Origin of the sequence: Arcobacter suis CECT 7833, assembly GCF_003544815.1 — a bacterium.
In the GTDB taxonomy this organism is placed as follows: domain Bacteria; phylum Campylobacterota; class Campylobacteria; order Campylobacterales; family Arcobacteraceae; genus Aliarcobacter; species Aliarcobacter suis.
The window spans coordinates 1174502-1193585 of sequence record NZ_CP032100.1; the positions used below are offsets into that span (position 1 = coordinate 1174502).

Consider the following 19084-nt stretch of genomic DNA (forward strand, 5'->3'; position numbering starts at 1 on the left):
AATTTAAAGAATTAACGGTAAATCAATAGTCACTTTTGTATCATCAGAAGTTAAAATAAAAGAGTTTGTCTCTTTTATATTTAATGATGAGAAATCACTTTTTTCATTTGCAGCAATCTCAACACTTATTAAAGAGTATTTTTTGCTATCTATTTTAATATATTCTCCAATTTTTAATAAAATAGAACAAGTTACATTTTCTTTATCTTTAAAGGCTTCAAAAACATTATTTAATGTTTTTATAAATGAACTTGCATCTAATTTAAATTCAGGAATAGAAGGGTCATAGTTTTTTGTAAAATTAATATCATTTTTTATTTTACTTGTTGAAATTGCTAAATCTACTAAAGTAAAAATATTTGTTGTATTGATATTTTTAATGTTAAGTTTTGATTCTTTTTTTACCATAGCACTTTTATAAAGTTTCATATGAATTTCATCTTCATTTTCATACATTACTGTTATGGCATAAAAAGTATAGTTTTTAATTGTTAAATCAATATAAGATGTTGATGCTCCAAAAGTTTTTGGAGCATATGTTAAAGCTAAATCGAAAAGCTCTTTTTGTTTTATTCTATTTAACAAAAACTGAGCTTCAGAGTTAGAATAAATTATTTTTGCGCTAGATGAAAAAGATAAAATTGGATTTAAATCTAATTCCACCCACTCTTCAAAAAAACTCATAATATTAACTTTCTACGTAATTTTTAAGGTTTTTACCTACTTTTGGATGCTTAAGTTTTTTAATAGCGCTTGATTCAATTTGTCTAACTCTCTCTCTTGTAACTGAAAGTTCTTTTCCAATTTCTTCTAGTGTTCTATCACTTGCATCTTCCATAAGACCAAATCTCATTCTAATAACAGCTTGTTCTCTTTCATTTAATTGACCTAAAATCTGATCAATTTGACCTTGTAAGTCTTCTTTCATAATATTATCAACAGGTGTTGGAGCTTTTTCATCAGGAACAAAATCTCCAAATTTCCCATCATCATCACTACCAATAGGAGCTTCTAAAGATACAGGTTCTTTTGTGATTTTAATTACTTGTTTAACTTTATCAACAGGTAATCCAACTTCTTTTGCAATTTCATCAACATCAGGCTCTTTCCCATTTTCTTGAATACCTTTTCTGATGATTTTATTAATTCTATTAATAGTTTCAATCATGTGAATAGGAATTCTAATAGTTCTTGCTTGGTCTGCTATTGCTCTAGAAATTGCTTGTCTAATCCACCATGTTGCATAAGTAGAAAATTTATAACCTTTTTTATACTCAAACTTATCAACAGCCTTCATAAGACCAATATTTCCTTCTTGAATTAAGTCCAAGAATGGTAAACCTCTATTTGTATATCTTTTTGCAATAGATACAACAAGTCTAAGATTTGATTTTGCCATTCTTGTTTTAGAAGTATCAGTAATTTGTTTACCTCTTTTAATTTGTTCAAGAACATCTTTTAACTCTTCAGGTGCTAAGTCAAATCCACCTTTTGAAGCTTCTTTAGTTTGGAAAAGTTTTTTAATTTCCATATAACTAGAAACCATTGTAGCTTCTGGAACCATAGCTGTAATTTGTGCTTTTGATAAATTTACAATATTATCTAAAATCTTTTTATGGTTTTTTAATAAAGTTTCATTAAATAGAGGTAATTTATACTCTAATCTTTTTAATTCACCATCAAAACCTGTATCAGATTTTAAAGCTGTTTCCATAGCTTTTACAATTTCAGTAATTAATTTAGAAGTAGGTCCTAAGTCTAAAAGAGCTTCTTTTAAAATTCTTTTTTTGAATGCAACTGCAAGATTAAAAGTCATTTGATCAACTTCATCATCTGATTTTGCAGTCTCTTTTGCTGCAAATTTAAGCCAATCTTTTTTTGCTTTTTCTAATATTTTAAATGCTTCAATAATAGTTTGTGCTCTTTTATCAAGTTTTTTTAATTTTTTAGCACTATTTTTTTCACTATTTTCATCATCATCTATAACTTCAGCATCTTCTTCGTCTAGAATTTCATCTTCAATGTCATCCTCTTCTTCATTTTCCGAATCATCATCATCAAAATTTCTAAATAATTCTTTTACTTTTCTTTCTCTATTTACTAAAGGTTCTTTGTATTCTAAAATGAAATCTATTAAGTATGGAACATAACAAATAGCATCAAGAATAATATCTTCACCCATTTCAATTCTTTTAGAGATTTCAATCTCTTCTTCTTTAGTAAGTAATGGAATTTGTCCCATTTCTCTTAAATACATTCTAACAGGAGAATCTGATCTTGACCACTCAAGTAACTCTTTATTTTTTAATAAATCGTAAACATCATCTTCGTTCTCTATTAACTTTTCTCTTAATTCTTTTCTTTTTTTAGCTTCTTCAGCATTCATTCTTTTTGCTTGTTCTTGAGAACTAATTACAGTTACATTATATAACTGTATTAAAGCTAGAAGTTTTTTGATGTTTGGACCTGAAGGTGCTTTTGGAAAGATTTTAATAATTTTTTCGTAAGTAAGTACTGATTCTTTGTACTCTTTTACTAATTGTTCAATAGTTTTATTTATATCTTTTACACTCATGGTATTTGGGAATCCTCTTTCTAAGATGGTCGCATATTATACCCAAATTAGTTAAACATTTAATTAAAAAAAAAGAATTTAAACAAATATTACTAAAAAATTAGATAAAATCCATTCTTTTTGAAAATATATATTTAATAGCTTTTTAAAGTTTATTAAACTCAAGGACATAAAATATGAATAAAATTACTGGAAAAGTATGGAATTTTGGTGCTAATATCGATACAGATATTATTATTGCAGCAAGATATTTAAATAGTTCAGATCCTGAACATTTAGCAAAATATGTTATGGAAGATGCAGATCCTGAGTTTCCTAAAAAGTTGCAAAGAGGTGATGTTATAGTTGCTGGTGAGAATTTTGGTTGTGGTTCAAGTAGAGAACACGCTCCAATCGCACTAAAAGCTGCTGGAGTTGCTGCTGTTGTTGCACCATCATTTGCAAGAATTTTTTATAGAAATGCCTTTAATATGGGATTACCAATTTTTGAATTACCTGAATCTTTAGAGATAAAAGAGGGTGAAGAGATTTCAATCGATTTAGATAACGGAAAAATCACTAACAACACTACAAATAAAACTTATGATTTTATTGCTATTCCTCCATTTATGCAAGAATTAATTGCAGCTGGTGGATTAATTAATTATGCAAAAGCTGAAATGGGAAGAGGAAATCACTAATGAAGAACTATAAAATATCAATAATCAAAGGTGATGGAATAGGTCCAGAAATCGTTGATGAAGCAATAAAAGTATTAAATGCTGTTTCTAAAAAATGTGGTTTTGAATTATCTTATAAAGAGTATTTAATGGGTGGTATTGCTATTGATACTACTGGTGTTCCACTTCCACAAGAAACAGTTGACGGTGTTTTAGATTCTGATGCTTGTCTATTTGGTTCTATTGGTGGAGAAAAATGGGATACATTACCAAGAGAATTAAGACCTGAAACTGGACTTTTAAAGTTTAGAGAAGAGATGGGTGTTTATGCAAATTTAAGACCTGCTATTGTTTATGATGAATTAGTAAATGCATCAACTTTAAAACCTGAAGTAATTCAAGGCTGTGATATTATGGTTGTTCGAGAGTTAATTGGTGGAATTTATTTTGGTCAACCAAGAGCAAACGATGGATTTAAAGCTTATAACACAATGGTTTATACAAAACCAGAAATTATAAGAATAGGTAAACAAGCATTTGAACTTGCAATGAAAAGAGATAAAAGAGTTTGTTCTGTTGATAAAGCAAATGTATTAGAAGTTTCTCAACTTTGGAGAGATACAATGAATGAATTATCAAAAGATTATCCAGAAGTTACACTTTCTCATATGTATGTGGATAATGCAGCTATGCAACTTGTAAGAAATCCAAAACAGTTTGATGTTATTGTAACTGGAAATATTTTTGGAGATATTCTTTCTGATACAGCTTCTATGGTTGTGGGTTCAATTGGATTATTGCCATCAGCTTCAACAGGAGATAAAACAGCAATTTATGAGCCAATTCATGGATCAGCTCCTGATATTGCAGGAATGGGAATAGCAAATCCAATAGCAACAATCTTAAGTGCATCAATGATGTTAAGATACTCTTTAAATGAATCAAAAGCAGCTGATATGATAGAAGAATCAATAAAAGCCGCATTAAAAGATGGATATAGAACAAAAGATTTAGCTTCATTTGATGCTAAGGAAGTTTTAAATACTACTGCTATGGGCGATTTAATCGTTAAATATATAAATAAATAATAAAGGAAGCTTTGCTTCCTTTAGCTTTTTCTAAAATAATAATCATTTTAATCACAATTAATATTTTTCTATGTTAATATAATTTCAAAAATTTGGATACTAAAATTATGAATAAAAAATATAGATTAATTACTAGAAGTGATATGGATGGTTTGGTATGTGGAACTTTACTTACATATTTAAATATTATTGATGAAATTATATTTGTTCATCCCAAAGATATGCAAGATGGAAAAATTGATGTTACTTCAAATGATATTACTACAAATCTACCTTATGTTGAAGGAGTTTATTTAGCATTTGATCATCATTTTTCTGAAACATTAAGAAATGAAAAAAAAGACAACCATATTATAGATTCGGATGCTCCAAGTGCTGCGCAAGTTGTTTATGACTATTATGATGGTGATAATGTTTTTCCAGGATATTTTACTGGTATGATGAATGGAGCGAATAAAGCAGATAGTGCTGATTTTATTGAAGATGATATTTTAAATCCACGAGCATGGGCATTACTTAGTTTTATTATGGATTCAAGAACAGGATTGGGAAGATTCAAAGATTTTAAAATTTCAAATTATCAACTTATGATGGATTTGATTAAATATTGTGCAAAACATAATATTGACCAAATAATAGAACTTCCTGATGTAAAAGAAAGAATAGATTTATATTTTAAATATGAAAATGAATTTAAAGAACAATTAAATAAAGTTACAACTATAAAAAATAATTTGTTAATAATTGACTACAGATATGAAGAAATTATTTATCCTGGAAATAGATTTATGACTTATGCAATGAATTCCAAACAAAATATTTCAGTTCACATTATGTGGGCAAAAGATAAAGAAAAAGTAGCTTTTAGCGTAGGAAAATCAATAATAAATAAAACTTCAAAAACAAATGTTGGTGAATTGATGCTTAAATATGGTGGTGGTGGTCATGAGGCTGCCGGTGGATGTCAAATTGATGTAAATGATTCTAGTAAAGTTTTAGAAGAGTTAATAAAACAAATCAATAAAGATGGTTAAATTAAAAAGAAGCTAATTATAACTTCTTTTTTAAATTTTCATAAAACTCTTCAAAAGAGGGTAGGCTTAAATTTGCATCTCTTTGTTTTTTCCCCCACATGGGTTCAGGAAAATAAGAATCTTCTTCAAATCTCGCCATAATGTGAAAATGTACATGAGGAACATAATTTCCAAATGATGCGATATTTATTTTTTTTGGTTTAAAATAATCTAACATTTCTTTTTCAATAATGTCAAGATATTTAAATATTTCTTGTTTAGTTTGTGTATTACATTCTGAAAATTCTTTTATATTTTCTATAGTAAATATTTTAAGCCATGGTATTTCTGAGTTTTCTATTTCTATTTTAATTAATTCATTTTTGTAAATTAAAGACAAAATCAATCCTTTTTATATGCATAATTTTTGAATATTACAATAATTTCTGTTAAATGTTATATTAAAAAACATATTCAACTAGCTTTAAGCAAAAAATAATTATAATCCAACTCCATTTTTTCAACCATCGAGGAAGTTTTTGTAAAATATTTTCTATTTTATAAAGGGTTGGTAAAAGCTGAAAAATAAAATATATTTATTTTTTAAGGCTTTTTCCTGTTGAAAGTGGAACAACACAAAAAAAGAGGAGACAGACTTATGAAAGTAAGAGCTTCAGTAAAGAAAATGTGTGATAAATGTAAGGTTATCAAAAGAAGAGGTGTCGTAAGAGTAATCTGCGAAAACAAAAAACATAAACAGAGACAAGGATAAGGCACATGGCAAGAATCGCAGGTGTTGATTTACCAAATAAAAAGAGAATGGAATATGCGTTAACGTATATTTTCGGAATCGGATTACATAACTCTAGATTAATTTTAGATGCTGTTGGAATTGATTACAACAAAAGAGCATATGAATTAACAGAAGACGAAGCGGCAATTATTAGAAAAGAAATCCAAGATAACTATATGGTTGAGGGTGATTTAAGAAAAAAAGTTGCTATGGATATTAAAGCTTTAATGGATTTAGGTTCATATAGAGGGTTAAGACATAGAAAAGGTTTACCTTGTAGAGGGCAAAAGACTAAAACTAATGCTAGAACAAGAAAAGGTAAAAAGAAAACTGTTGGTGCAGCAACTAAATAAGGGATTGTAGATGGCAAAAAGAAAAGTTACTAGAAAAAAAATTGTAAGAAAAAATATTGCTGACGGTATCGTACATATTGCTGCAAGTTTTAACAATACAATGGTTACAGTTACAGATAATGCAGGAAACGCAATCGCATGGTCAAGTGCTGGAAACTTAGGATTTAAAGGTTCTAAAAAATCAACTCCATTTGCAGCACAAGCAGCTGTTGAAGATGCAATGGCGAAAGCAATGGAACACGGAATCAAAAACGTTGGGATTAAAATTCAAGGACCAGGTTCAGGTAGAGATACAGCTGTTAAAGCAGTTGGTTCTATGGATGGAGTTAGAGTTACTTGGTTAAAAGATGTTACACCATTACCACATAATGGTTGTAGACCTCCTAAAAGAAGAAGAGTGTAAGGAGTAAATAATGGCAAGATATAGAGGACCAGTAGAAAAAATCGAAAGAAGACTTGATGCGGATCTTGGACTTAAAGGTGAGAGAAGATTATCAGGTAAAAGTGCTTTAGAAAAAAGACCATTTGCTCCAGGACAACACGGACAAAGAAGAGCTAAAATTTCTGAGTATGGTTTACAATTAAGAGAAAAACAAAAAGCTAAGTTTATGTATGGTGTTTCTGAAAAACAATTTAGAAAATACTTCCATGAAGCAGCTAGAAGAGAAGGTAATACAGGGGCTAACCTAATTACTTTAATTGAACAAAGATTAGATAATGTTGTATTTAGAATGGGATTTGCTACAACAAGAGCAAATGCTAGACAATTTACGACTCATGGACATGTTTTAGTTGATGGAAAAAAAGTTGATATTCCTTCATTCTTAGTAAAAGCTGGACAAAAAATCGAAATCAAAGAAAAATCAAAAACTAATCCTCAAGTTGTAAGAGCATTAGAATTAACAAATCAAACTGGAATGGTTGATTGGGTTAATGTTGATAAAGAAAAAGTATTTGGAATTTTCACAAGAATCCCAGCTAGAGAAGAAGTTGTTATTCCTGTTGAAGAGAGATTAATCGTAGAGTTATATTCTAAATAATAAGTAAAAGGTAGTTAATGAAAAAATTTGCAGAAACACCGTTTTTACCAACTGAAGTTGAAATAGAGGCTATCAGTGATAATGAAGCTAAAATATCAGCATATCCATTTGAAGATGGTTTTGCAATTACTTTAGCACACCCTTTAAGAAGACTTCTATTAAGTTCTTCAATTGGTTACGCACCAATTGCAGTAAAAATAGAAGGTGCTTCACATGAGTTTGACTCTTTAAGAGGTATGTTAGAAGATATAGCTATTTTTGTTATAAATTTAAAGAATATTAAGTTTAAAATAAATGGTGATAAAGAACAAGTTGTAGTTGAGTATTCTTTCAACGGACCAAGAGAAATTAAAGGTGAAGACCTTATTAACTCTGATGTTGAGATTGTATCAAAAGACGCTCACTTAGCAACAATTAATAGTGATTGTAATTTAACATTTTCTGTAATTATTCAAAAAGGTATAGGTTATATGCCTTCAGAAGATATTAGAGATATTGTTGGAAATGATTATATTCCAATTGATGCGTTCTTTACACCTGTTAAAAAAGTGGTTTATGATATTGAAAAAATGTTAGTTGAAGATAATCCTAACTTTGAAAAAGCTGTATTTACTATACAAACAAATGGACAAATTTCTCCAATTACTGCTTTTAAAGAAGCTGTAACTGTTATGTATTCTCAAATGTCAGTGTTTAACAAGGTTTTCGATTTATCAGAAGTAACAGTGAGTGAAAGTGGTGAAGAGCCATTAGAACTTAAAGAATTAGTTATTAAAATTGATGATTTGAATTTAAGTGCTAGAAGTTTCAACTCTTTAGATAGAGCTGGACTAAAATTCTTAGGTGAATTAGTACTTATGAGTGAAGTTGAAGTAAAAAATATTAAAAATCTTGGGAAAAAATCTTATGATGAAATCGCAGAGAAATTAGAATCTCTAGGTTACCCAGTTGAAAATACACTTCCAGAAAATGTTGCTTCTGCATTAAGAAGAAAATTAGAGCAACTAAAAGCATAATTAAGGGTTTAATATGAGACATAAGCATGGATATAGAAAGTTAAGTAGAACTTCTTCTCATAGAAAAGCATTGTTAAAAAATATGGCAATTGCTATTATCGAAAGAGAAAAAATCGAAACAACTGTACCTAAAGCAAAAGAATTAAAAAGATATATTGAAAAATTAGTAACTGTTGCAAGAGACGCTGATTTAAATACACATAGATATGTATTTGCAGCTTTACAAAGCAAAGAAGCTACTAAAAAATTAATTAATGAAATTGCACCAAAATACCAAGGTAGAAATGGTGGATATACTTCAATAATTAAAACAAGAATTAGAAGAGGTGATGCTACACCTATGGCATTCATTTCTTTCGTATAATCGAAATATATAGTCATTTTATTAAGGGATAGAAGTTTTACTTCTATCCCTTTTTTTATTATAAATATGAAAAAATAACTTCCTTAAATCCTCTTTTTATAACCTAAAATTAATCATTTATTAGATAAAATCCAGCGTAATACTACAACTGTAGAATCATTAGGAGAACCGATTGATAACACTAAAAGAAGCACTAACTTTAGCTAGTGATGATATAAAAAAATTAAGAGATGAGTTAAATTCAAAAATAAAAGAAAGTAATATAGGTGCTTATGTTGAGCAACTAACTTCAACAGATATTTCAACATCTGGAATAGGTATTCCAATAGCCATAAAAGATAATATTAATGTTAAAAATTGGGAAATTACTTGTTCTAGTAATATTTTAAAGGGTTATATCTCACCATATAATGCAACTGTAATTAATAATTTAGAAAAAGCTGGTTTATCTCCATTTGGTAGAACAAACATGGATGAATTTGCAATGGGAAGTTCAACTGAATCTTCTTGTTATGGAAAAACTTTAAATCCAGTTGATAATGAAAAAGTTCCAGGAGGAAGTAGTGGAGGTTCAGCTGCTGCTGTTGCTTCTGGAATCGCTATTGCTGCACTTGGAACTGATACAGGTGGAAGTATTAGACAACCTGCTGCTTATTGTGGTTGTGTTGGAATGAAACCGACTTATGGAAGAGTTTCAAGATATGGAATTACTGCTTATTCTTCATCATTAGATCAATGTGGACCAATAACACAAAATGTTGAAGATGCTGCTATTTTATATGACATTATAAGTGGACATGATCCATTGGATTCAACTTCTGCAAATGTAGATTACGAAGCGGTTACTCCAAAACTTAACCCAAATAAAAAATTAACAATTGCTGTTATTGATAACTTTGTATCACAAGCAAGTCCAGCTATTCAAAAAGGTTTTGAAAAAGCAGTTAAGGCTTTAGAAGAGGCTGGTCACAAAATAATTCATAAAAATATGTTAGATACACAAAAAATAGTTTCAACTTATTATATCGTTGCAACGGCAGAAGCATCTGCAAATCTTGCTAGATTTGATGGTGTAAGATTTGGGAATAGAAAAGATGAAGCTGGTCTTAAAGATATGTATGTTCAAACTAAATCACAAGGTTTTGGGCATGAAGTACAAAAAAGAATTATGTTAGGTTCTTTTGTATTAAGTTCAGGATATTATGATGCATATTATATTAAAGCTCAAAAAGTTAGACATTTAATTAAAGATGAATATGCAGCAATTTTTGCTGAAGCTGACTTGATTTTATCTCCAGTGGCTCCAACAACTGCACCAAAATTTGGTTCATTTAAAACTTCATTAGAGATGTATTTAAGTGATATTTACACGATTTCTATAAATCTTGCTGGACTTCCTGCTCTTTCATTGCCTGTTGATAAAGATGAAGATGGAATGCCAGTTGGTCTTCAATTTATTGCAAAAGCGTATGATGAACAAACATTATTTGACGGTGCTTTATCTTTAGAAAAAGCTATTAACTATATTAAATAAATATTAACTAGGATTAAAAAATGAGAATAAGAAAAAGAGCATTAACTTTCGAGGATGTGTTATTAGTACCTGCAAAATCAGAGATTTTACCAAAAGAAGTTTGTACTAAAACTAAACTTACTAAAAAAATAGATTTAAATATTCCTTTTGTAAGTGCAGCAATGGATACAGTGACTGAATATGAAGCAGCAATTGCAATGGCAAGACTTGGTGGAATTGGAATTATTCACAAAAATATGGATATTGAAGCTCAAGTTTTACAGTGTAAAAAAGTTAAAAAATCTGAATCAGGAATGATTATAGACCCAATTACTATTAAACCAGAACAAACTTTACAAGATGCAGAAGATATTATGGCTTCTTATAAAATTTCTGGAGTTCCTGTTGTTGATGATTACAATATTTTAGTTGGAATTTTAACAAATAGAGATATGAGATTTACAAAAGATTTCACTCAAAAAGCAAAAGATAAAATGACTACTATGCCATTAATTACAGCTCGTGAAGGAACAACTTTAGAAGAAGCTGCTGATATTATGCATGCAAATAAAATTGAAAAACTACCAATTGTAAATGATGAAAATAGACTTATTGGATTAATTACAATAAAAGATATAAACAAAAAAAGAGAATATCCAAATGCAAATAAAGATGAATTTGGAAGATTAAGAGTTGGGGCTGCTATTGGTGTTGGTCAACTTGACCGTGCAAGAGCTTTAGTTGCAATTGGTGTTGATGTTTTAGTTTTAGATTCAGCTCATGGTCACTCAAGAGGTATTTTGGATACTGTAAAAGCTATCAAAGCTGAAATGGATGTTCAAATAATTGCTGGAAACGTTGCTACTGCTGAAGCTACTGCTGATTTAATTGCTTGTGGTGCTGATGCTGTAAAAGTTGGGATTGGACCTGGAAGTATTTGTACAACAAGAATTGTTGCAGGTGTTGGTGTTCCTCAAATTTCTGCTATTGACGAGTGTGCAGCTGAGGGTGCAAAAACTGGAACTCCAATTATTGCTGATGGTGGAATTAAATACTCTGGTGATGTTGCAAAAGCATTAGCAGTAGGTGCAAGTTGCGTTATGATGGGAAGTGCATTAGCTGGAACTGAAGAGAGTCCAGGTGAAGTTGTATTATCACATGGAAGAAAGTTTAAAACTTACAGAGGAATGGGTTCAATTGGAGCTATGACTAAAGGAAGTACAGATAGATATTTCCAAGAAGGAACGGCTGCTGATAAACTTGTACCTGAAGGAATTGAAGGAATGGTTCCATATAGAGGAACAATTTCAGATATTATTCACCAAATGGTTGGAGGATTACGAAGTTCTATGGGATATTTAGGAAGTAAAGATATTCCAACTTTCCAAGAAAGAGCAGAGTTTGTTGAAATTACAAGTGCAGGATTAAGAGAATCTCATGTTCACGATGTAACAATCACAAACGAAGCACCAAACTATCATATTTAAAAAAAGAGGTTATTAAACCTCTTTTTGTTAAATAATTACTTCACCTTTTGCTGTTGCTCTTACTTCATCTATTTTAAAACAATCATTTGCAATATTTCTTGAACTTGTATCTTTGTATTCTGTAACAATCTTATTTATTGTTTTTAATTCATCTTTTGAGAATATTGATTCATCAAACTCTTCTTCCATTTTTATAAAATTTAGTTCTATGAATTTTTCTTTTTCAACAACTTCAATATCTAAATAATCCAATAATTCTTGCATTAAAAAGATTCTTTCATCATCTTCTTCTAAATCTTCTTCATTTGCAACAATATCAAAAAGTTCACTAACAATCACAGGTTCAGGATGTCTTGAACCTTTTATATAAGTTTCATTAAATATCTTTTGAGCACAAAATTTTTGATGATTAAAATCCATTAAAAAAAGCATTATTGCTACTTTTTTATCGTTTAAGTGTTTTACTTGTTTATGTAACATATATAAAATTACATTTGCTACTTTTGTCATATCTATATTCAAAGACTTTCCTTTATTTTAATGCTCGAAGTATACAATATCTATTTTAAATGAATTTAAAAATTGCACCTTCCTTGCCATTTTTTATTATCATATTTTTACCATTTTTTGATGCAATCTCTTTTGACATTTTTATTCCTAGTCCTTTAAAATCATTTTTGTTTATTTGTTCTAGTATTTCATTTTCTATATTTCCACAATTATCTTCAAATACTATTTGAGAATTTTCTATGTTTATAAATAATTTTGGATTTTGGATTTCTCTTTTTGATACTATGTTAATAGTATTTATTATAAGATTTATCCAAACTTGCATCCATTCATTTCTAATACCTTCAATTTTTACACTAAAGTCTCCATGAAAGATTATTTCTAAATTACTATATTTTATTTTTGTATCAATAATAGTTAATGCACTTTTTATAGAATCATATACTTCAAAATTAGATATATTTGAAGATGGTTTATAATAATCTAAAAAATTTTGCATAGTTTCTGACATAAAATCTAAACTTTTTTCTATTTGATCAGTGCTTTCATCTAAAAATTTATTTGAAATCTCTTTTTTTTGTAATATTCTAGCTCTTATATTTAGATTAATATATCCAATTTTTGTAAGTGAATCTCTCCATTGATGGGATATATTTCCTATTAGGTTTCCTAATTCTGCTTTTTTATTTTGTTTAAACATTAATTCTTGATGTAATAAATTTTTTTTAATTTCTTCAGCAATTCTTTTTCTTAGTTGGTAATTCCATAATAAAATTATGGCAATTATTAGTAAGATAAGTATTAAAATGTAGATAAATATCATTAGATTTTCATTATTATCTGGGATTTTTATTGAAACATGACGGTTTATTATTTGATCTATTTCTTCGTTTGTAATCTTTTTTATTGCTTTATTTAAAATATCTTTTAAAATAGGTTCTTCTTTTATTATTCCCATTCTGAGCATATTTTTGTATTTTATTGGTTGAGCTATTATTTTAAGATTAAATAAATTCTCTTTTTTTATACTATATGCTGCAATTATTAAAGATCGAACAGTCATATCAACTTTATTATTTTCTACCAAAGAAAAAGCTTCTTGTTCTGTTTGTACTTGTACAATAGTCAGATTAGGAAAATCTTTTTCAAAAAATTCATACATGGCCGTATTTGAAGGAATAGCAATAGTTTTATTTTCTAATGATGATAAATCTTTGATTTGTGGAAATTCATTTCTTGCTATAATCACATTAGGATCTTGAAAGATAGGCTTAGTAAAAGTAAGCCAAGATTCCCTCTGCGGAGTTTGATTTAAAAAACTTAATATATCACACTTCTTTGCTTTGGAAAATTCAATACTCTCTTCCCATGTTTTTGTTGGAATAATCTTTATTTCTATCCCTAATTTTGAAGTAATTAATTTTATAATATCTGCTGCAATTCCCACATGTTTACCATCTTTATCTAATATTTCAAATGGCTCCCAGTCTGGGTCTACACACATGGTTATTACTTTTTTTGTTGATAAATAATCCTCCTCTTCCACACTAAAAGGTATTGTACTTTTTGCTCCTATATTATTTGTATTTATCCATTTTCTTTTTAATTCAAACTCTTCTTCTACTGTTATCTCTTTTTTTGCTTTATCTAAAATCTCTTGTAATAATTTATTCTCTTTATTTGTTGCTAATCCCATTGATAAATTAAATCTTTGGTCTTTTATCTCAAATGCTGGTTTTAAATTTATTATAAAATTGTTTTCTATAAAATAATTCGCAACTGCAAAACTATCTACAAACCCATCTACTTCTTTAAATGCTAACTTTTTAAGTCCTTCTAATGAATCTTTTACTAATAATAATCTTATCTCTGGATAATACTTTTTAAAAAGTTCTTCTTCATAAAAACCTTCTATTACAGCTATAGTTTTTCCTTTAAAATCATCTAAACTTTTTAAATTATTTACTTCTTTTCTTACAAATACACTATCCACTGCTTTTAAATAAGGTGTTGTAAAATTTAAATACTTCTCCCTATCTTCTGTCTTTGCAATATTTAACATAACATCAAGTTTATTATCTTTCATCAGTTCTAAAAAATCATTCCAATTTGGTCCTGAGATATATTCAACATTTAATCCAACTTTTAAAGCTAATAGATTCATATAATCTATTGAATAACCTGTTGCTTTTCCATTTATATTATAATTAAAAGGTGGCCAGTTTAATTCATTATGTACTTTTATAATAGAGTTTTTAATATAGTTCTTTTCTTCATTTGTTAATATAGTTTGTATTTTATTGTTTATATCAAAATAGTAGTTGTTTAATATAGTAGTAATGTCATAATCTTTATCAACTAAATCTAAATTTGTATACATATCTGCATTTAGTTTAATTAACTCAGGAGCAATTGCTCCTATTTTAAATACATTTGTTTTAAATATCTTTTCTGTTTGATTAGCTTCAAATAATAAAGACTCTTTTGTTTTTCTTTTTGAATACTTATTATAAATTAACTCAACTATCTCTTCTTTATTTTTAAAAGCATATTCCCAACCTTTATTTGTAGCTTCAACAAAGTTTTTAACCTTTTGCATATCAGAATTTATTACATCTTCACTTGTAAAAAGCTCAACATCATAAGAATAAATTCCAAAATTAGCTGGATTTAAAATATTGTACTTTACTCCTAATTTATCAAGCTCATAAGGTTGTGAAGTTATAAATACACTCATAGCATCAACTTCTCCATTTACAAACTTGTCAACCTTAAAATCATGGTTTACTAAAGTATAATCATTTGAAGTAATTCCAGCATCTTTTAATATTACCCCTAAACTTGTATGTCCCATTTCCCAATCAACAGCCATAATCTTTTTATTCTTTAAATCAGCAGGAGTTTTAATATTTGGTTTAGTAACAAGGGCAAGAGCATTTTGCTTAAAATATGAAGCAATTAAAACAACAGGTTTTTTATTGAGTTTTTCTAAAATCAAAGCAGAAGAAGATATTCCAAAAGTAGCATTTCCACTTAAGACTTCTTGAGTAATGTTAACACCTTCTTGAAACTCTCTTATTTCAAGCTCAAGACCAACATCTTTGTAATAACCTTTTTCAATAGCAGCATAAAACCCAGCAAACTCAAACTGATGCTTCCACTCAAGCCGTAAAGTTACTTTTTTTAATTCATCTGTTTGGTTTGCAAATAAAAAATTATTTATTATTAGGAATATTAAAATACTTCCCTTTATTATTCTTCTCAATTTCTCTTCTTTTTATTTAGATTATCATTTTATAACCAATATCAGGAATAGTATATAAAAAATTCTTACCAAATCTTTTTCTTATTCTTAATATAAAGTTATTTAAGGCACTATCACTCATAGGTTCATATTCATAAACAAATTTTATAAACATATCTTTAGTAATTATTCTTTTTTTATTTTCACATAACATTTCAAAAAAAAGAATCTCTTTTTTATTTAGTTCATAAATTTCATTAGTTTTTATAATTCTTTTTAGCTCTTTATCATATTTGAAACCATCTTTTAATTCTACTATTGCTTGATTATTAAATTTTATTTTATTTTCACATTTTTCAAAAGCTTCCATTAAAGCTTTAAAATTTATAGGTTTAAGTAAATAGGCACTTAAATTTAGTGACATAGCCTTAAATAATAAATCTTCATCTTTATAACCTGAAAGTATAAGTATTGGTATTTCATTGTTTGTTTTTCTAATTTCTTCTATAAAATCTAATCCAGATTCTTTTTTTAGATGAATATCTGAGATTATTAAATCAATGTTTTCATTTTCCAAAATCTTGAATGCTTCTTTTATATTTTTTGCTACAAAAGTTGTTTTTACAAACATATTAAATAAAGATATAGCATTTTCTATAAATTCATCGCTATCTTCTAAAAGTAAAAGATTTTTATCTCCTAAAAACTTCATTTTTCACCTTGTTGTTATTTTACTTAAATTTTGAGAAATAATATTATATACAAATCTCATTCGTATCTCATAATTTAACTTAAGTTTATAAGAATTAAGATTTTATTGAGAATAATAAATGTTATTATCTTTTAAACAAGAAAAAATAAGGGCTAAATATGTTGAAAAAAGTTTCTAGAAGTATAGTTATTTCTGTTGTTGCTTCTTTTGTAATAACAGGTTGTGCAGTAACTCCTGAACCTATGTTAAAAGAAGATGTTAAAAAACAAGTTGAAAAAGATTTATCTGTTTTAAGTGAAGTGGTTCAACCCGTAACAAAAGCTATTTCATTAGATGAAGCAATACAAAGAGGACTTGACCATAATTTAACAAAAAAAGTAAAAGTACTTGAAAGTGCATTATCTCAACAACAATTAGATTTGGTATATTATGATATGTTACCAAGTCTTACAACTGCTGCTGGATATTCTGAAAGAAATAATTATGCTGCAAGTGCAAGTACATCATTCATAAATGGAGAACCACAACCTTTAGGTTCAAATCCTTCATATTCAGTTTCTCAAGAAAAAGAAAGAGTTACAGGTGATATAACATTTGGATGGAATATTTTAGATTTTGGATTATCTTATGTTAGAGCTCAACAACAAGCTGATAAATTTTTAATTGCAAAAGAAAAAGAGAAAAAAGTAGAACATAATCTTACTCAAGAAATAAGAAGAGCATATTATCAAGCGGTTTCTTCACAAGATTTATTAAAAAGAATTCAACCTATGATGGCTGAAGTTACAAAAGCTTTAGATGATTCTAAACAAGTACAAAACCAAAGAGTTGGAAAAACTCCAATGGAATCATTATCTTATCAAAGAGAATTACTTGATATTTTAAGATCACTACATACTTTAGAGAGTAGTTTAATTTCTGCAAAAGTAGAATTAGCAGAATTAATGGGATTAAAACCAGGAATAGAGTTTGAATTAGCAGATAAAGTTGAAAAAGATTATCAAATTCCAGAACTTAATATGAGTCTTGAAACAATGGAAGTTTTAGCTTTAGAAAATAGACCAGAATTAGCTGAAAGTAGATACCAAGAAAGAATCTCTGAAAAAGAATTAACAGCTGCAAAATTAAAAATGTTACCAGGAATTAATTTAAGCACTTCATTATCTTACGAAAATAGTGACTATTTATTAAATAATGATTGGTATTCTTATGGTGCTAATGTTTCTTGGAATTTATTAAATGTTTTTAAAGCAAGTACAAATAATAAAGTTGCAAAAACACAAATTGAAGTTGCAAAAGAACAAAAATTAGCTTTATCAATGGCTGTATTATCACAAGTACATTTATCTATAGTTAAATTTAATCAAGCTAAAAAAGAGTATTTATTATCTAAAGATTATTTGACTGTTGCCGATGATATTTATACTTTAACACAAGTTGAAAATGATTTAAATGTTAATGGAAGATTGATTTTAATTAAAGAAAAATTGAACAATATTTTAGCAACTCTTAGATATTCATCTTCATATGCTAATGTTCAAAATAGTTATGGAAGAATTTTTGCTTCATTAGGTATTGATGATAAAAATAGTTCTAAAGTATTAGTAAAAGAAGAAGTTCAAAAAGTAGAACAAAACCAAAATTCTGCACCAGTTTTAGAAGTTAATGAAGCAGAAGAACAAAATGTAGTTCAAGATACTATAACCGAAACTTCTATTTTACCAGTTGTAAAAGCTGAACAAACTCCTAAAAAAACTCAAACAAAAATTGATGATAGTTTTTATAATAGGAATTTTTATGATTCAAAAATTAAAATACATACAGGTGAAACACTTTTAATTAATGGAAATAAATATGTTGTAAAAAAATCTGATGACATATCAAAAATTGCAAAAGACAATAAAGTATCAGTAAAAGCTATAGTTATAGAAAATTATTGGTTAGTTGAAAATAACAGAGTTAAGTTTAAATAAAAGGTTATTTAATGAAAAAATTTCTAAGTTTTGTTTTGATGGTTTCTTATTTATATGCAAATGATGATTTCTCAGCAAGAGCTGTAATTCTTTCACTTGATAGGACTGTTTTATCTAGTGAAATAGCTGGTGAAATAATCGAACTTTCAAAAAGTGAAGGTGATTCTTTTAAAAAAGGAGACACTTTAATAAAAATTGATTGTTCTGTTTATAAAGCTCAAAAAAGAAAAATTGAAGTTGAAAAAGAGATTTCAAAACTTCAACTTGAGAAAAATAAAAAATTAGATACTTATGGTTCAATTGGTACTTTTGAAATACAAATTTCTCAAGAAAACTACAATAAACAACAAGCTGAAAATGATATTGCAGCGATAAATGTATCAAGATGTAGTATTCAAGCACCTTTTGATGGAAGAGTTGCTTCTAAAAAAGTATCAAAACACCAAAGTATTAAACCACAAGATGAACTTTTAGAAATTGTAAGTATAGATAATCTTGAAGCTAGAGTTGTTGTACCATCTTCTTGGCTTGTTTGGCTAAAAAGAGGTATGGAATTTGATTTAATGATTGATGAAACGAAAACAAAAATTAAAGCTCAAGTTGTACAGCTAGATTCAGTTGTTGATCCAACAAGTCAATCTTTATCTATTAGAGCAAAATTAATAAAACCATTTGAAAATATAATTCCAGGTATGAGTGCAACCGCAATTTTCTACCAACAAAAAAACTAATATCAAGGACTAA

Annotated in this window: 19 protein-coding genes; 13 read left to right on the forward strand and 6 right to left on the reverse strand. The window is 27.9% G+C overall.

Annotation, left to right across the window (positions count from 1 at the left end):
- Positions 1 to 3 precede the first annotated feature (3 nt).
- Both ASUIS_RS06060 and rpoD read right to left on the reverse strand, forming a co-directional pair.
- On the reverse strand, positions 4 to 684 hold the full coding sequence (locus tag ASUIS_RS06060) for a hypothetical protein (RefSeq protein WP_118886178.1): 681 nt from the start codon (positions 682 to 684) through the stop codon (positions 4 to 6).
- Positions 685 to 688: 4 nt separating this feature from the next.
- Positions 689 to 2575, reverse strand: a complete 1887-nt coding sequence (gene rpoD, locus ASUIS_RS06065) for an RNA polymerase sigma factor RpoD (protein WP_118886179.1) — start codon at positions 2573 to 2575, stop codon at positions 689 to 691.
- 176 nt (positions 2576 to 2751) lie between these two features.
- Between rpoD and ASUIS_RS06070 the strand changes: the two genes are divergently transcribed.
- From ASUIS_RS06070 to ASUIS_RS06080, 3 genes are all read left to right on the forward strand, one after another.
- Positions 2752 to 3255, forward strand: a complete 504-nt coding sequence (locus ASUIS_RS06070) for a 3-isopropylmalate dehydratase small subunit (RefSeq protein ID WP_118886180.1) — start codon at positions 2752 to 2754, stop codon at positions 3253 to 3255.
- Positions 3255 to 4322, forward strand: coding sequence for a 3-isopropylmalate dehydrogenase (gene leuB / locus ASUIS_RS06075; protein WP_118886181.1), 1068 nt, complete (start codon positions 3255 to 3257; stop codon positions 4320 to 4322). The genes ASUIS_RS06070 and leuB overlap by 1 nt, the downstream gene beginning before the upstream one ends.
- Before the next feature lie 104 nt (positions 4323 to 4426).
- Complete coding sequence (locus ASUIS_RS06080; RefSeq protein ID WP_118887648.1) at positions 4427 to 5356, forward strand: exopolyphosphatase; 930 nt, start codon at positions 4427 to 4429, stop codon at positions 5354 to 5356.
- Between the two features lie 16 nt (positions 5357 to 5372).
- Here ASUIS_RS06080 and ASUIS_RS06085 read toward each other — a convergent pair whose 3' ends face one another.
- Positions 5373 to 5735 carry an HIT family protein gene (locus ASUIS_RS06085; protein WP_118886182.1) on the reverse strand — a complete coding sequence of 121 codons (363 nt, stop codon included), beginning with the start codon at positions 5733 to 5735 and terminating at the stop codon, positions 5373 to 5375.
- 258 nt (positions 5736 to 5993) lie between these two features.
- Here ASUIS_RS06085 and rpmJ point away from each other — a divergent pair, with 258 nt between their 5' ends.
- The 8 genes from rpmJ to guaB all read left to right on the forward strand — a co-directional run bounded on the left by rpmJ (position 5994) and on the right by guaB (position 11901).
- Positions 5994 to 6107 carry a 50S ribosomal protein L36 gene (gene rpmJ / locus ASUIS_RS06090; RefSeq protein ID WP_014474483.1) on the forward strand — a complete coding sequence of 38 codons (114 nt, stop codon included), beginning with the start codon at positions 5994 to 5996 and terminating at the stop codon, positions 6105 to 6107.
- 5 nt (positions 6108 to 6112) lie between these two features.
- Complete coding sequence (gene rpsM / locus ASUIS_RS06095; RefSeq protein ID WP_118886183.1) at positions 6113 to 6481, forward strand: 30S ribosomal protein S13; 369 nt, start codon at positions 6113 to 6115, stop codon at positions 6479 to 6481.
- A 10-nt stretch (positions 6482 to 6491) separates the two neighbouring features.
- Positions 6492 to 6884 (forward strand): 30S ribosomal protein S11, encoded by a 393-nt coding sequence (gene rpsK / locus ASUIS_RS06100; protein ID WP_118886184.1) that lies wholly within the window; start codon positions 6492 to 6494, stop codon positions 6882 to 6884.
- A gap of 10 nt (positions 6885 to 6894) precedes the next feature.
- A complete protein-coding gene (gene rpsD / locus ASUIS_RS06105; RefSeq protein ID WP_118886185.1) occupies positions 6895 to 7521 on the forward strand; it encodes a 30S ribosomal protein S4 in 627 nt (208 codons plus the stop codon).
- A gap of 17 nt (positions 7522 to 7538) precedes the next feature.
- The gene (locus tag ASUIS_RS06110) at positions 7539 to 8537 is read left to right on the forward strand and encodes a DNA-directed RNA polymerase subunit alpha (RefSeq protein WP_118886186.1); all 999 of its coding nucleotides are present in this window, start codon (positions 7539 to 7541) and stop codon (positions 8535 to 8537) included.
- Positions 8538 to 8550: 13 nt separating this feature from the next.
- Positions 8551 to 8901: a 50S ribosomal protein L17 gene (gene rplQ, locus ASUIS_RS06115; protein WP_118886187.1), complete on the forward strand. Its 351-nt coding sequence runs from the start codon at positions 8551 to 8553 to the stop codon at positions 8899 to 8901.
- 172 nt (positions 8902 to 9073) lie between these two features.
- Complete coding sequence (gene gatA, locus ASUIS_RS06120; protein WP_192894438.1) at positions 9074 to 10435, forward strand: Asp-tRNA(Asn)/Glu-tRNA(Gln) amidotransferase subunit GatA; 1362 nt, start codon at positions 9074 to 9076, stop codon at positions 10433 to 10435.
- A gap of 20 nt (positions 10436 to 10455) precedes the next feature.
- On the forward strand, positions 10456 to 11901 hold the full coding sequence (gene guaB, locus ASUIS_RS06125) for an IMP dehydrogenase (RefSeq protein WP_118886188.1): 1446 nt from the start codon (positions 10456 to 10458) through the stop codon (positions 11899 to 11901).
- A 27-nt stretch (positions 11902 to 11928) separates the two neighbouring features.
- Here the strand turns inward: guaB and ASUIS_RS06130 are convergent, their stop codons facing one another.
- Genes ASUIS_RS06130 through ASUIS_RS06140 form a run of 3 tightly spaced genes read right to left on the reverse strand, consistent with a single transcriptional unit; the run spans position 11929 to position 16367 of the window.
- Positions 11929 to 12423, reverse strand: a complete 495-nt coding sequence (locus ASUIS_RS06130) for a type II toxin-antitoxin system antitoxin SocA domain-containing protein (protein ID WP_118886189.1) — start codon at positions 12421 to 12423, stop codon at positions 11929 to 11931.
- A gap of 43 nt (positions 12424 to 12466) precedes the next feature.
- Positions 12467 to 15676 (reverse strand): ABC transporter substrate-binding protein, encoded by a 3210-nt coding sequence (locus ASUIS_RS06135; RefSeq protein ID WP_118886190.1) that lies wholly within the window; start codon positions 15674 to 15676, stop codon positions 12467 to 12469.
- A gap of 16 nt (positions 15677 to 15692) precedes the next feature.
- Positions 15693 to 16367 (reverse strand): response regulator transcription factor, encoded by a 675-nt coding sequence (locus ASUIS_RS06140; protein ID WP_118886191.1) that lies wholly within the window; start codon positions 16365 to 16367, stop codon positions 15693 to 15695.
- Positions 16368 to 16525: 158 nt separating this feature from the next.
- Here ASUIS_RS06140 and ASUIS_RS06145 point away from each other — a divergent pair, with 158 nt between their 5' ends.
- Both ASUIS_RS06145 and ASUIS_RS06150 read left to right on the forward strand, forming a co-directional pair.
- Entirely contained in the window at positions 16526 to 18340 is a 1815-nt protein-coding gene (locus ASUIS_RS06145; RefSeq protein ID WP_118886192.1) for a TolC family protein, read from the forward strand.
- 11 nt (positions 18341 to 18351) lie between these two features.
- Positions 18352 to 19071, forward strand: coding sequence for an efflux RND transporter periplasmic adaptor subunit (locus ASUIS_RS06150; protein ID WP_118886193.1), 720 nt, complete (start codon positions 18352 to 18354; stop codon positions 19069 to 19071).
- The last annotated feature ends 13 nt before the right edge of the window (positions 19072 to 19084 follow it).

Bases quoted from the DNA above. Each gene is read 5' to 3' on its own strand.
- ASUIS_RS06060 (WP_118886178.1), bottom strand. From the start codon at position 684: ATGAGTTTTTTTGAAGAGTGGGTGGAATTAGATTTAAATCCAATTTTA.
- rpoD (WP_118886179.1), bottom strand. From the start codon at position 2,575: ATGAGTGTAAAAGATATAAATAAAACTATTGAACAATTAGTAAAAGAG.
- ASUIS_RS06070 (WP_118886180.1), top strand. From the start codon at position 2,752: ATGAATAAAATTACTGGAAAAGTATGGAATTTTGGTGCTAATATCGAT.
- leuB (WP_118886181.1), top strand. From the start codon at position 3,255: ATGAAGAACTATAAAATATCAATAATCAAAGGTGATGGAATAGGTCCA.
- rpmJ (WP_014474483.1), top strand. From the start codon at position 5,994: ATGAAAGTAAGAGCTTCAGTAAAGAAAATGTGTGATAAATGTAAGGTT.
- rpsM (WP_118886183.1), top strand. From the start codon at position 6,113: ATGGCAAGAATCGCAGGTGTTGATTTACCAAATAAAAAGAGAATGGAA.
- rpsK (WP_118886184.1), top strand. From the start codon at position 6,492: ATGGCAAAAAGAAAAGTTACTAGAAAAAAAATTGTAAGAAAAAATATT.
- rpsD (WP_118886185.1), top strand. From the start codon at position 6,895: ATGGCAAGATATAGAGGACCAGTAGAAAAAATCGAAAGAAGACTTGAT.
- ASUIS_RS06110 (WP_118886186.1), top strand. From the start codon at position 7,539: ATGAAAAAATTTGCAGAAACACCGTTTTTACCAACTGAAGTTGAAATA.
- rplQ (WP_118886187.1), top strand. From the start codon at position 8,551: ATGAGACATAAGCATGGATATAGAAAGTTAAGTAGAACTTCTTCTCAT.
- guaB (WP_118886188.1), top strand. From the start codon at position 10,456: ATGAGAATAAGAAAAAGAGCATTAACTTTCGAGGATGTGTTATTAGTA.
- ASUIS_RS06140 (WP_118886191.1), bottom strand. From the start codon at position 16,367: ATGAAGTTTTTAGGAGATAAAAATCTTTTACTTTTAGAAGATAGCGAT.
- ASUIS_RS06145 (WP_118886192.1), top strand. From the start codon at position 16,526: ATGTTGAAAAAAGTTTCTAGAAGTATAGTTATTTCTGTTGTTGCTTCT.
- ASUIS_RS06150 (WP_118886193.1), top strand. From the start codon at position 18,352: ATGAAAAAATTTCTAAGTTTTGTTTTGATGGTTTCTTATTTATATGCA.